Source organism: Labrenzia sp. THAF187b (assembly GCF_009363375.1).
Classification (GTDB): domain Bacteria; phylum Pseudomonadota; class Alphaproteobacteria; order Rhizobiales; family Stappiaceae; genus Roseibium; species Roseibium algicola.
In genome coordinates, this window is sequence record NZ_CP045344.1 from 3,035,803 (window position 1) to 3,048,505 (window position 12,703).

Annotated in this window: 11 protein-coding genes; 7 read left to right on the plus strand and 4 right to left on the minus strand. The window is 58.9% G+C overall.

The annotated features are described in order from the left end of the window. Positions 1–231 precede the first annotated feature (231 nt). The 4 genes from FIV03_RS13855 (at position 232) to FIV03_RS13875 (ending at position 4,369) form a co-directional block, all read left to right on the plus strand. Complete coding sequence (locus FIV03_RS13855) at positions 232–1,362, plus strand: hypothetical protein (protein WP_209009663.1); 1,131 nt, start codon at positions 232–234, stop codon at positions 1,360–1,362. Between the two features lie 474 nt (positions 1,363–1,836). Beyond that, positions 1,837–3,036 carry a pyridoxal phosphate-dependent aminotransferase gene (locus FIV03_RS13865; RefSeq protein WP_152509957.1) on the plus strand — a complete coding sequence of 400 codons (1,200 nt, stop codon included), beginning with the start codon at positions 1,837–1,839 and terminating at the stop codon, positions 3,034–3,036. A 144-nt stretch (positions 3,037–3,180) separates the two neighbouring features. Further along, positions 3,181–3,783, plus strand: coding sequence for a hypothetical protein (locus FIV03_RS13870; protein ID WP_152509958.1), 603 nt, complete (start codon positions 3,181–3,183; stop codon positions 3,781–3,783). Positions 3,784–3,889: 106 nt separating this feature from the next. Further along, positions 3,890–4,369, plus strand: a complete 480-nt coding sequence (locus FIV03_RS13875) for a DUF992 domain-containing protein (RefSeq protein ID WP_152509959.1) — start codon at positions 3,890–3,892, stop codon at positions 4,367–4,369. 34 nt (positions 4,370–4,403) lie between these two features. Here the strand turns inward: FIV03_RS13875 and FIV03_RS13880 are convergent, their stop codons facing one another. After that, positions 4,404–4,697, minus strand: a complete 294-nt coding sequence (locus FIV03_RS13880) for a hypothetical protein (protein WP_145903515.1) — start codon at positions 4,695–4,697, stop codon at positions 4,404–4,406. A gap of 499 nt (positions 4,698–5,196) precedes the next feature. Here FIV03_RS13880 and FIV03_RS13885 point away from each other — a divergent pair, with 499 nt between their 5' ends. Together FIV03_RS13885 and msrP are read left to right on the plus strand one after the other, a co-directional pair. After that, the gene (locus tag FIV03_RS13885; RefSeq protein ID WP_152509960.1) at positions 5,197–7,260 is read left to right on the plus strand and encodes an elongation factor G; all 2,064 of its coding nucleotides are present in this window, start codon (positions 5,197–5,199) and stop codon (positions 7,258–7,260) included. Between the two features lie 170 nt (positions 7,261–7,430). Further along, entirely contained in the window at positions 7,431–8,393 is a 963-nt protein-coding gene (gene msrP, locus FIV03_RS13890) for a protein-methionine-sulfoxide reductase catalytic subunit MsrP (protein WP_152509961.1), read from the plus strand. 667 nt (positions 8,394–9,060) lie between these two features. Here msrP and FIV03_RS13895 read toward each other — a convergent pair. The 3 genes from FIV03_RS13895 to FIV03_RS13905 are packed head-to-tail and all read right to left on the minus strand — an operon-like array spanning position 9,061 to position 12,009. Next, positions 9,061–9,957, minus strand: a complete 897-nt coding sequence (locus tag FIV03_RS13895; protein WP_022997966.1) for a LysR family transcriptional regulator — start codon at positions 9,955–9,957, stop codon at positions 9,061–9,063. 30 nt (positions 9,958–9,987) lie between these two features. Further along, positions 9,988–10,956 carry a thioredoxin-disulfide reductase gene (trxB, locus tag FIV03_RS13900; protein ID WP_022997965.1) on the minus strand — a complete coding sequence of 323 codons (969 nt, stop codon included), beginning with the start codon at positions 10,954–10,956 and terminating at the stop codon, positions 9,988–9,990. 21 nt (positions 10,957–10,977) lie between these two features. Then, positions 10,978–12,009: a mitochondrial fission ELM1 family protein gene (locus FIV03_RS13905; protein WP_152509962.1), complete on the minus strand. Its 1,032-nt coding sequence runs from the start codon at positions 12,007–12,009 to the stop codon at positions 10,978–10,980. Between the two features lie 201 nt (positions 12,010–12,210). Between FIV03_RS13905 and FIV03_RS13910 the strand changes: the two genes are divergently transcribed. Then, a complete protein-coding gene (locus FIV03_RS13910) occupies positions 12,211–12,678 on the plus strand; it encodes an Lrp/AsnC family transcriptional regulator (RefSeq protein WP_031268195.1) in 468 nt (155 codons plus the stop codon). Positions 12,679–12,703: the final 25 nt, after the last annotated feature.

Consider the following 12,703-nt stretch of genomic DNA (forward strand, 5'->3'; position numbering starts at 1 on the left):
CGGAAGACTTGATGTGCGAAGGTGGAAAGCTGTGGTTTAGGGTTCTGAATTCGGCCAATTAAGCTTTCGTAAAATTGACAATACAACTTCTCATAAAAACGTATTGCATTGTTTAATTACTGTAAAAACTGACATAACCCAGATATTTTACGATGCGATTTTAGTGTTTGTTTGCATTTCGGAAGCATGCTTGCTCGCCGGGAGATCCGATACAAACAGACCAGGCACGGAATGACGATAAACGCTGCGCAGAGCGCCACGGTGGGCAAGCCGACAGACCCAGTAACGTCGACAGAACCATCGGTCCAGAAGGCCGGGGAGCCGCCGGCCTTGTCGCTGGCGGGTATCCAGTTTTTCATCGCCGATATCAGCAAGAAAACCATTCTCTGGCACGAGATCGGTTCCCAGAGTTTCAATAGCGAAGTGCGGGATCTGCAGGAGGCGCCCTCCAACGAGGCGCTGCGCCACCTGTCGCCAGAGGATCGGAAGACCATTCTCCGCCTCGTCCAGGGTGCGATCCGGGAAGGCCAGGCCGGGCCGTTCGACGTCGGCGGCGGGCCGGACCACCGTATCCCGGGCATTCCGATCGTTGCCTATCGTTACGAGTTGCCGGACGGCAAGATCCTTGCGATCTGCTTTCCCTCCATCGGTGAGAATGACAATAATCCGGGCCGGGTCGTGCTGGGACTGGCACCGATCCTCCAGCATTTCGTTGCGTCCTCCACCCGCGTTGTGCTGCTGGTCGACAATTTCGGCTACGTGCGCTTTGCCAGCGACGGTTTCCTCAAGAGCTTCCAGATCGAGGATGCTCGCCTGATCCTGGGGCGCAACATTGCCCATATCCAGAACCGGGTCGGGCGAACGATCGTCTCCCTGACGCTTGCGGCATTGACGCGCCGGGCCAGTGCGACCGGGCGTGGCAAGTTTCTGCTGGCGTCCAACGACAGCGTCGAACTGAAATATGATGCCATGTACTTCCGTGTCGGCGGCACGGTGGGCGGGGTGCTGTTTTCGGCCGGTCATGCCGGCGGTGATGTCGACTTTGCCAGAGTCTTCGAAGCCTGCAGCGCACCGATCCTGGTGGTCAACATCAAGTCAAAGATCATCATCGCGGCGAACAACGCAGCGATGAAGACCTACCATCTGACATCGGACGTCCTCGACAGCCGCCCGATCACCGAGATGCTGCTTCATCCGAGCAATTATGCGTCCCTGTTGACGTCTGCCAAAGAAGCCTCGGAAGTTCCCCTGTCGGTGCCGGTGACGGTGCTCAATGGCCAGACCAAGAAAAAGCGCTTCAAGTGTACGATCATCGATGAGGACAAGGACGATCCGAAGCTGATCCTTGAAACGAGAAGCTGATCGCGCTCGCCCGGTAGGGGGGACCGATAGAGTATCTTCATGTCGCTGATGCGGCATTGCCGCCGTGGTGTTCCACGGTCCAGAGGAGATCTGCCCCAGGATTTACGCCAGGCTCGTGCCTATGGGAATGAAGGCACTGCGAACGTGACGATGGTGCCGTCCTCGCGGGGATCTGGCGGCGTCCGGCATTCTTCTGGGGGGAATCGCGCTGAAGGGTCGGCCCAAGCCGCCTCCCTTTGAAGAAGACCCACTTCAGGTCGCCCGTTCGCTGAAATTTCTGCTGTCCAAGGGGGCAAACCGCTTCTATCTCGGCTATGGCGGACCGCTTGATGCCGGGGTGATTGAAAGATACGCCGGCAAACTGGCGCAAGCGGCCTGAAAACTCCCGTTCTTCTCCGGATTTGGTCTTGTTTTCCGCAGCGCACGGATCTAGGGTCCGCGCGCTGTTAATCCCGTTTCCCCCTGGAGGACATTATGGGCTTTCTTGCTGACGCATTGGCGCGTGTTAAACCTTCTGCGACCATCACCGTCACCAACAAGGCACGCGAGCTTAAAGCCGCAGGCCGCGATGTAATCGGTCTCGGAGCTGGCGAGCCGGATTTCGATACCCCGGAAAACATCAAGACAGCCGCTATCAAGGCCATCACCGACGGCAAGACCAAGTACACCGCTGTCGATGGTATTCCGGAGCTGAAGGCGGCCATCGTCGAAAAGTTCAAGCGGGAAAACGGGCTTACTTACGAAACCAGCCAGATCACCGTGGGTACCGGCGGCAAGCAGGTGCTCTACAACGCGCTGATTGCAACGCTGAACCCGGGCGATGAAGTCATCATTCCGACCCCTTACTGGGTAAGTTATCCGGACATGGTGCTGCTCGCTGGCGGTGAACCGGTGATCGTGGAAGCGGACAAGTCGACCTTCAAGATCACACCGGAAGCACTCGATGCGGCGATCACATCGCGCACCAAATGGCTGATCTTCAACTCCCCGTCCAACCCGTCCGGTGCGGCCTACACGGAAGCTGAACTGAAGGCGCTCTGCGATGTGCTGATGAAGCACCCCCATGTCTGGGTCATGACCGACGACATGTATGAGCACCTCGTCTATGACGACTTCAAGTTCACCACACCCGCTCAGGTGGAGCCTGCTCTTTACGAGCGCACGCTGACCGTCAACGGCGTGTCGAAAGCCTATGCAATGACCGGCTGGCGTATCGGTTATGCCGGCGGCCCGGCAGACCTCATCAAGGCCATGGCCAAGGTACAGTCGCAGTCGACCTCCAACCCTTGCTCCATTGCCCAGTGGGCGGCGGTCGAGGCGCTGAACGGCACCCAGGACTTCATCCCGAAGAACAACGAAGTCTTCAAGGGACGCCGGGACCTGGTTGTCTCCATGCTGAACCAGGCCAACGGCATTTCGTGCCCGGTGCCGGAAGGCGCGTTCTACGTGTTCCCGTCCTGCGCCGGCACAATCGGCAAGACGGCCCCGTCCGGCAAGGTGATCGAGAGTGACGAGGACTTCGTCTCCGAGCTTCTGGAAGCTGAAGGTGTCGCCGTCGTTCACGGTTCGGCTTTCGGGCTTGGTCCGAACTTCCGCATTTCCTATGCGACCTCGACCGAAGCTCTGGAAGAAGCCTGCACGCGCATCCAGCGTTTCTGCGGGAACCTGAAATAAGCTTTTCGGGCATCGAAAGACTTTCGAATGGGCGGCCAACGGCCGCCCTTTCCTGTTGTGGGTTGCATTTTCCGGTTGAGGAATGCGCGGTTTACAACACAGTTTGAACGCTCTAGCCTTTTCCCGTCAGGTGGAGGGTGAGCGATGGCAAATTCACATCAAAAACAACTGCTTCTTGATCTGTTTGAAAGCCTGCCGTCGATTGTCTTCATTGTGCTCTGGCGACAGACAGGTGATCTGGAGCTTGCAGGCTGGAGTGGTTGCGGTCTTGCGGTTTTCGTTCTTGCCGGCTTTGTGCTGGTCAAGGCGCCCATGCACCCCGTATTGCTCGGTATCAATCTGCATATCCTGCTGGTGACACCGCTTCTGGTCGGCCTGTATCGGTTTGGTGACAGCACTCTGGCAGCATTCCTGACAGGCTATTCGTACAGCGCCGTTTTGTTGACCGTGACGCTTACTGGCGCGGTCTTGACCCTGTTCTCACGCGGTGGATTTGCCGGTGTCCCCAACTTGCCCAGATCAACGCAGTACCGACTATCGTTTCTGATGCTTGCCGTATCACTGGCTGGAACGGTCTGGGCGTTCCAGGCACCGGAAAACAGCATTCTTCCGGTGATCGTCACCTTGACCCTTCTGATTGCCGGTCGCCGGTTTCTGCTTGCCCGTGTATCGGACAGGTCGTCGAATGCTGGTGTGCTTGCCCCAGCTCTGGCGGGCGGTACCGACACTACCGACGGTTACACCTGACCCTGTTGCCATTGCCGCGATTTTGACGTCTTGGCGCGTCATATCACGGGCGTGATCCGCGCCTTTGCTAAAAGCGGATATTCGCAGCCGAACGGGAGTTCTCTACATGCGTATTTTGAAACCGGTTCTTGCCGCCGTGGCCATTGTGTTTGCCATGCCGGCCCTTGCCTCCGAAGACAGCCCAAAGGTTGAAATCGGCAAACTGAGCTGCCTGGTGGAAGGCGAGCACAGTTTCATTGTTGGCTCTACAGCAACACTCGGATGCAGCTTTTCACCGGTCGACGGCGGAGCGGTGGAAAACTACAAGGGGACCGTCCGCGATTATGGGCTGGATATCGGCAAGACCAACCAGGCCACGCTGGTCTGGGGCGTGCTCGCACCTTCCGCAAACCGGAAGCCGGGCCTTTTGGCAGGCACCTACGGCGGGCTGACCGCCGGGGCAAGTGTTGGTGCGGGGATCAAGGCGAACGCACTGCTGGGTGGTTTCGACCGGTCCATCGCGCTCAACCCTTTCAGCCTGGAAAGCCAGACAGGCACGAACCTGACACTGGGTGTCAGCAAGATGACGCTGGAACTGATCAACTAAGCCTCAGCGGCTGCCACTGTGCTGTTTCTCCGCTTTAGTCGCGGCAGCTTTCGTTCGCGCCGGCACAGGGAGTTTCTTCCTTGTCCGGCCGGGTGTTCTGCCGGTTGATCTGCTCGGTGCGGTTCAGACGCTCCGCACCGTCAATCTGTTGCCGGGTGGAGAAACCGGACTGTTGGCGGTTGAGGTTCTGGTTCAGCTGCTGACCGGCAGAAGGCAGCCGCGGCGAGGTCATCATGGGAGGACTGCGCAGCTGGGTCGACTGCGCATGCGCCGGTATTGCCGACGTGGCAGCAAGCAGGGCTGAACAGAGTATCAGGGTTTTGGTCACGCGTGCTCCTTTTGCCCGAGGCCGGTTCAAGTTGGTTACATAGGCCTCCGCGCCTCAATTTCACTATCTGCCAATTCCGGCAGGGCAAAGGCACTGTCTTGGGAAGATCTGAAGGCGGGCCTTTTTCAGTCTTCATCTCAAATTTTCTCCACCGCTTGCAGGCCTGGAGATCTCAGTCGGGAGAGCCTTTGTAAGCCTCTGGGATCGGCGGTGTTTTGGATTTTTGTGCACTTTTGTTGAACTCTCATCGGCCTGGAGACTGAGCCGATACAGAGGCAAATTGCTGCGCTGCCGCGTAAGATTCCCTTGCGTTGCCGCCGATATCGGCGCGACGATGGCTGACCGCCCCTGGTCGATCGGCCGCAGTTTGGGGCTTGGTGCTGTTGAGTACCGGGCAAATGGCCTTCGATCCCATCCGGGCGAGACGCGGCAGGCCGCGTCCCCCAGCCGGCCCTGCCGCGTTGTTACGAGATATCCTCGAACTAACGGGAGGCTCAGCATGGCAATCACTTCAAACGGAAAAGGATCTGCTGCGGGCAGCGCTCCGCGCTGTATCGCCCTAGTGGGTCCGTTCGGCAGCGGCAAGACCAGTCTTCTGGAAGCCTTGCTGGCGCGAACGGACAAGGTGGCCCGGCAAGGTTCCGTCGCGAACGGAAATACGGTGGGTGACGCTTCGCCGGAAGCGCGTGCCCACGGCATGAGTGTGGAACTGAACATTGCGGACGCGGAATTCCTGGGAGATCGCTTCGTGTTCGTCGACTGCCCTGGATCCGTGGAGTTCCTGAGCGAAATGGACGGGGCGCTTTCGGGAGTAGATCTGGCCGTTGTGGTGGCGGAGGACGACGAGCGCAAGGTTCCAGCCCTGCAGCTGATCCTGAAAGCCCTTGAAGCCCGCGCCATTCCGCGGGTTTTGTTTTTAAACAAGATCGACAAGAGCACGCGGCGGGTACGCGATGTCCTGAGCGTGCTGCAACCGGCATCCGCGGTGCCGCTGGTACTGCGACAGATCCCGATCTGGGAAGACGGCCTGGCGACTGGGTTCATCGATCTCGCGCTGGAGCGGGCGCATGTCTATCACGAGAAGGAGGAAAGCACGCAGATCGACATGTCCGATGCGGATCTCGCGCGTGAGCACGAAGCCCGTTTCACCATGCTGGAACACCTGGCCGACCACGATGACGATCTGATGGAGGCGTTGCTCGAGGATATCGCCCCCAACCGCGATCAGGTGTTCGCCGATCTGGTGAACGAAATGCAGGACGGTCTCATCTGTCCGGTTTTCTTCGGCTCCGCAGAACACGGCAACGGTGTCAGCCGGCTGCTCAAGGCCTTGCGCCACGAGGTTCCAGGTGTCGATCTGCTGTCGCGCCGGGTGCTTGGCACGACGTCGCGGGCGATGCTGCAGGTCGTCAAGACGCTGCACACCCAGCACGGGGGCAAGCAGTCGATCGCCCGTGTTCTGGAAGGCGTGGTCTCCGACGGCGATACCCTGTTCCTCAATGGCGACACCGAAATCAAGGTGTCCGGACTGTTTTCTGTCTTCGGCCAGCAGGCGAACAAGATCGCAACGGCTGGCAAGGGCGATCTGGTTGGGCTCGGCAGGCTCGATGATGTCCAGACGGGCGACCTCCTGAGTTTCGAAAACGGAAAGATCGAAAGCCTTCAGGTGCTTGAACGGCGCAATCCTGTTCTGGCGACGGCGATTTCCGCCAAACAGCGCAAGGACGAGGTCCGTCTTTCCGCGGCACTGGCGAAACTGGTTGAAGAGGACCGCTCGCTGATCGTATCGCAAAACCAGACAACAGCCGAAACGTTGCTTGCAGGGCAGGGCGAAATGCATTTGCGTGTTGCCCAGGAACGCCTTGCCGGAAAATACGGTCTGGATATCTCCGCCAATACGCCGCACGTGCCTTATGCCGAGACGATCCGGACAGGCACCAAGGTCCGTGGCCGACACAAGAAACAGTCCGGCGGGCATGGTCAGTTCGGTGATGTGGTGATCGAGATATCTCCGCTGCCACGTGGCGAGGGCGTCCAGTTTTCAGACACGATTACCGGGGGTGTCGTGCCGAAACAATATATCCCGTCCGTGCGTGACGGCGTGTTGGATGCGTTGGGGCAAGGCCCGCTGGGTTTCCCGGTGGTGGATGTGTCCGTCTGTTTGACGGACGGCTCCTATCACTCCGTGGACAGTTCCGACCAGGCCTTCAAGATGGCCGGCATACTGGCAATCCGGGAAGGCCTGCCTGAGTGCAAGCCGGTGCTGCTGGAGCCGATCCACAAGGTGGTGATTGCCTGCCCGAGCGATGCGACCGCGCGGGTGAATGCGATCGTCTCGGCACGACGCGGACAATTGCTTGGCTTCGATGCCCGTCCCGAGTGGAATGGCTGGGATGAAGTGCAGGCGTTGATGCCGGAAGCGGAAATCGGTGACCTGATCATCGAACTGCGTTCGGCAACCGCCGGGGTGGCAAGCTACACCGCCGAGTTCGACCATATGGCGGAACTTTCCGGCAAGGCGGCGGACATTGCCCTGCAGAGGTCCGGCAGACAGGCCGCATGAACGCTAGAGCACTGAAAGCAATGACAGAGGGGCCGGTTGGCCCCTCTGTTGTGTTCGCCTTACTGCGGCGCTGTACTGTTGATCACCTTGTTGTTGCGCTCAGTCACCAGGGCGTTATTTGCCATTGAAAGCCGATTCCGGTTTCCTTCGGAACAAACGGGAGACTGACAATGAATATACTGAAGAAACGCAGCTGGGAGCTTCCGGAACGGGAAGCAACACCGGAGGCCGTTTTCATGAACCGCCGGCAGATCCTTGCTGGCCTTGCCGGGGCTGGTGCGCTGATGGGTACGGGCCTCGGAATTCGCCCGGCCTTTGCGGAAGAGGACCCGAGCGCGGGCCTTTATCCGGTCAAGCGCAATGAGGCCTTTACGCTCGACAGGGACGTGACCCCGGAAGAGTTCACGGCGAAATACAACAATTTCTACGAGTTCGGCACGCACAAGCAGATCTGGCCGGCGGCACAGGAACTCAAGATCCGCCCCTGGACCGTTGTGCTGGATGGCATGATCGACAATCCGCAAGAGATCGGCATCGATGACCTTCTGGCCAAGATGCCCCTGGAAGAGCGGCTCTACCGGCATCGATGTGTCGAAGCGTGGTCGATGGCCGTGCCCTGGTCGGGATTCGCGCTTGCCGAGCTGGTGAAGCTGGCCGGGCCGCAGGCTGGTGCAAAGTACCTGCGTTTTGAAACCTTCCTCGATCCGTCGGTTGCCAGCGGGCAGAAGCAGAGCTGGTATCCCTGGCCCTATGTCGAGGGCCTGACGCTGGAAGAAGCGACCAATGAACTCGCCTTCATCGCTACCGGCGTTTACGGCAAGCCGCTTGCCAAGCAATATGGTGCACCGATCCGGCTGGTTGTCCCGTGGAAGTACGGCTTCAAGTCGATCAAGTCGATCGTGAAGATCTCCTTCACCGACGAGCGTCCGGTCAGCTTCTGGGAGGAGATCCAGTCTTCCGAATATGGATTCTGGGCGAACGTGAATCCGTCCGTGCCGCATCGCCGCTGGCCGCAGTCTTCCGAGCGGCTGCTTGGAACGGACGAGCGCCGCAACACGCTTCTCTACAACGGCTATGAGGAGCAGGTGGCAGGCCTCTACAAGGACCTGGGCAACGAACGCCTGTTCATGTGAGGTGAAGTGACATTACGTCATGCTGCGTCGCAGCATGGCCTGGGCAAAAAAAGAGCCGGGCCTTGAAAGACCCGGCAGTTTATTTTGATTCACTGAAAACAGTGGAATCACCTTCCAGAGGGGAACAGCTGGTCGGAACATCACTGGGAGGAGGACGTGATGTCCGTGTGACCAACAGTGATGCTTATATGCAGTGCACAAGCTGCGTAAACAAGAGGCAGGGGCGCAGATCTGCTATGCATTTTACGCAGAGCTTGACTGAATGGTCAAAAATCAGACCAAAACCCCTTTAATTACAACAGATTGAATTAGTCGGTTTTTGCCAGCGCCTTCAAAAAAATTTTTAATTTCGAGTGAAAAAATCGATTGGTTCACCGAAATAAATGCAAATGCTCTCCCCGTGTGCAGTAATTTTGATGCCTAAATGTTGAGCTGATTTGGCGAATGAAACCTGAGTCTGTCCAGTCCCATGCTTTCCCAGGGGAATAGGGACAATCGGGTCGCTCGGTTGCCGCCTTGCAGGCCGAGTTCCGAGACCTTTTTAGGGGAGAGTATCTGCAAAAACCCCTGTGCGGCCGCTCGTGCAGGCAAGCAGGGTTGCGTCCCGGTCAAGCCGGAGCTGCTTGGGCCAAACGCAATCGGGCAGATAGACGATAGGAGGGCAGGGTTAGAAAACCCAGCCTTCTGCATTTGCCAGCAGGAACTCGCGGAACGCGGTAACACGCGCGGTGTTCTTCAGTTCCGAAGGGTAGACAAAATAGGTGTCGAAGGAGGGCACCTTGTCGTCCTGGTCGGTCATGACAGGCGCCAGGTTCGACGACTTGTCGATGATGTAGTCCGGCAGAATGGCAATGCCCACGCCGGACTGAACTGCACGCTTGATGGCCACGATGTTGTTGGCCTTCAGGACGGACCTGCGCGGGCTTGTCGCGACGCGCCCGGCTGTTTCCAGCCAGTTCATCGAGCGGAGGTAGGCCGGAGCCTGTTCGCCGAACGTGATCAGCCGGTGCTTGTCGAGGTCGTCGATCGACACTGGTGTTCCGAACCGTTGGAGGTATTCCGGTGCCGCATAGACATGGAAATGCACTGTAAACAGCTTGCGCTGAATCAGGTCCGGCTGGGTCGGCTGGCGCAAGCGGATGGCCACATCCGCTTCGCGCATGCCGAGGTCCAGTTCGTCGTCGTCGAAGATCAGGTGCAGGTCGACATCTGGATAGAGATCGATGAAGCTTCTGATCCGTGAGGTGAGCCAGGTGGAACCCAGGCCCACCGTGGTGGTCACGCGCAGGGCTCCGGATGGCTTTTCCTTGCTGTCCGTCAGGCTCGATTGAACCGCTTCCAGCTTCATCAACACGTCGTTGGCAGTCCGATAGAGCAATTCGCCCTGTTCGGTCAGCAAGAGGCCGCGGGCGTGCCGGTGAAACAGCGGAACGCCCAGATCGTGCTCTAGCGCACTGACCTGCCGGCTGACAGCCGACTGGCTCATATGCAGGGTGTCACCTGCATGCGTGAAACTGCCAGCCTGTGCGGCCGCATGAAAAATGCGCAATTTGTCCCAATCCATGCGTGCCCCTCCGCAGGACAGTCAGGCAGCCTATTCGGCGGCCTGCTTTGTCGACGTCACTTCATGTTCGGCCAGAAACTTCTCGGCTTCAAGGGCTGCCATGCAGCCCATGCCGGCAGCGGTTACCGCCTGCCGATAAATGTCGTCGGTGACATCACCGGCCGCAAAGACGCCCGGGATGGATGTCCTGGTCGAATCCGGGGCAGTTTCCAGGTAGCCGTTGGACTTCAGCGTGAGCTGGTCCTTGAAGAGTTCGACCGACGGTGCGTGGCCGATGGCGATGAAGACACCGTCCGTGGAAATTTCCTGGAATTCGCCGGTCGCGGTGTTTTTCAACCGTACGCCGGTAACTGCTTTCGGCATGCCGCCGCCGAGGATCTCGTCGACTTGGTGGTCCCAGATGACATCGATCTTCGGATGCTGGAACAGGCGGTCCTGCAGGATCTTTTCCGCCCGCAGGCTGTCACGGCGATGAACCAGCGTCACCTTGGAGGCGAGGTTGGCGAGATACAGCGCTTCTTCCACGGCGGTGTTGCCGCCGCCAACAACCACAACTTCCTTGTTGCGGTAGAAGAAGCCGTCACAGGTCGCACAGGCGGAAACGCCGGCGCCCATGTAATCCTGTTCCGAAGACAGGCCAAGCCAGCGGGCCTGCGCGCCGGTGGCGATCACCAGGGCGTCCGCCGTGAACACCGTGCCGCTGTCGGCTTCCAGGCGGAACGGGCGCTGGGACAGGTCAGCCTTCACGATGGTGTCGTAAAGGATCTTGGTGCCGACGTTTTCGGCCTGCTTCTGCATCTGTTCCATCAGCCACGGTCCCATGATGGGATCCGCAAAGCCGGGGTAGTTCTCGACATCGGTGGTAATGGTCAGCTGGCCGCCCGGCTGAATACCGGCCACCAGCGTCGGCTCGATCATGGCGCGGGCAGCATATATGGCAGCCGTGTAACCGGCCGGGCCGGAGCCGATGATCAGAAGTTTGCTGTGTTCCGTGCTCATGGGCGCACCTTTATCCTGTTTTCATGTCCCGGCGTTTGCGTTGCCAGGTTGGCCCATCGGGGCGTTGTTCCGGGTTTGCCGTGCGGCCGAAAAATCGCTCAAGATGCGTTGAGCGATCACCGGCGTGGCATCTATCGGCTCGTAGGTAGTGGTTTTCAGCGGACCTGGAAAGGGGTGAATGACACCCATGCGTCGCAAAGTCCCCAAAAACCGGGTGATCTTGTCGTGACCGCCGCTCGGCTCGAATACATGGACCGGCTTGCCGGTGGCTGTGGCCTCACCGATCATGTTCGTGGAATCGGCAGTGGCGATGATCGCATCTGCCTTGGCGAGATAGAGGCCGTAAGGGTTGGGCTCGTCACCTGTCCAGTAGAGGTGATTTCCCGATTTGGCCAACCCTGCCAGACCATAGGCCAATCCGGCCGGCGTGCGGCGGGAGGCTGTGATCATGAAATGCACATTCGCCGCATGTGCGAGCTCGCGCAGGCCGCTCAAAAGGCGGTTCTGGTCGTCTTCGGAAAACCTGTGGTGCCGGCTGTCACCGCCGACAAGAACAGCAACACGGGGCCGTGGAAGACCATCTATCTCGGCAACCTGCCGGCTGCGGAGTTCGGCCAGTGTTGCGGCAGAGAACTTGTGTGGGGACGTCGGTGTTACAAGGACGTTCCGTCCGCGCAGCTTGTCATGCTCGGGTACCCAGATGAGATCCGCTGCATCTGGCCCTATCCGCGGGTCTTTCAGGAACACGGTAAAGGTCTTGCCTCCAGAAAGGCGCTTGACCCGGCGCAGATACGGGACCGTCCGGCGGCCGGACGCGATGGCGATATCAGGGTAGGGCGGGGCAATCGGGCTGCCGGGGCGGGTTTCCCGCTCGCGCAGATCGATCGGACCGAAGGGCATCAACCAGGTAAAGGGTGCGCGCGGCGCTATGTGGCGTTCTTCAACAGGGGCGCCGAGGGCTTCGGCAACACCGCGGCACTGGGCAACATCGCCCGCCTTTCCATCGGTGAGGATCCAGAGGGAAGAAGGGGCTTTCTCCGGCGAAAAAGGCATGTTTTGGAGAAGTTCCCCTATCGTAATCTTTCGAAATCGTGCGCAATTTTGTTATAGTCTTGCACAAACGCGCAAAAAATCATAACTCGGCACACAAATAGAGGTTAGCTTGGGATTCCGGTATCGGGCAAGGCGACAGTCTTGTGAAAGACCCGAATGCCCACAGCATGGCGCGTCATGCGAAGCGCGAAGGAGACAGGTTTGAAAGCGCGGCTCGATGCCATTGATTGGCAGATCCTGAAGGAATTGCAGGATGACGGACGGATGACCAATGTGGAATTGGCCCGTCGGGTCGGCATATCCGCTCCTCCCTGCCTGCGCCGGGTGCGCGCGCTGGAGGAAGCCGGGCTCATTCTGGGCTACCGGACCCTGCTCGACGAAAAGCAGCTCGGTTACGACGTGACAGCGTTTGCGATGGTCGGGTTGCACAGCCAGACCGAGGCGGATCTGATTGCCTTCGAACAGACGGTTCAGAACTGGCCGCTGGTGCGCGAAAGCTACATGCTTTCGGGAGAGGTCGACTTCCTGTTGAAATGCGTTTCGCCGGATCTGCAGACCTTCCAGAATTTCATCATTCGCGAATTGACCGCTGCGCCCAACGTCGACAGCGTTCGTACAGCGTTGACAATCCGCCGCACAAAAGACGAGCCTGTCGTTCCAATCGATTGAAGTCCGAACCGGCTGCAAGAAGGAA

Bases quoted from the DNA above. Each gene is read 5' to 3' on its own strand.
- FIV03_RS13855 (WP_209009663.1), top strand. From the start codon at position 232: ATGACGATAAACGCTGCGCAGAGCGCCACGGTGGGCAAGCCGACAGAC.
- FIV03_RS13865 (WP_152509957.1), top strand. From the start codon at position 1,837: ATGGGCTTTCTTGCTGACGCATTGGCGCGTGTTAAACCTTCTGCGACC.
- FIV03_RS13870 (WP_152509958.1), top strand. From the start codon at position 3,181: ATGGCAAATTCACATCAAAAACAACTGCTTCTTGATCTGTTTGAAAGC.
- FIV03_RS13875 (WP_152509959.1), top strand. From the start codon at position 3,890: ATGCGTATTTTGAAACCGGTTCTTGCCGCCGTGGCCATTGTGTTTGCC.
- FIV03_RS13885 (WP_152509960.1), top strand. From the start codon at position 5,197: ATGGCAATCACTTCAAACGGAAAAGGATCTGCTGCGGGCAGCGCTCCG.
- msrP (WP_152509961.1), top strand. From the start codon at position 7,431: ATGAATATACTGAAGAAACGCAGCTGGGAGCTTCCGGAACGGGAAGCA.
- FIV03_RS13895 (WP_022997966.1), bottom strand. From the start codon at position 9,957: ATGGATTGGGACAAATTGCGCATTTTTCATGCGGCCGCACAGGCTGGC.
- trxB (WP_022997965.1), bottom strand. From the start codon at position 10,956: ATGAGCACGGAACACAGCAAACTTCTGATCATCGGCTCCGGCCCGGCC.
- FIV03_RS13905 (WP_152509962.1), bottom strand. From the start codon at position 12,009: ATGCCTTTTTCGCCGGAGAAAGCCCCTTCTTCCCTCTGGATCCTCACC.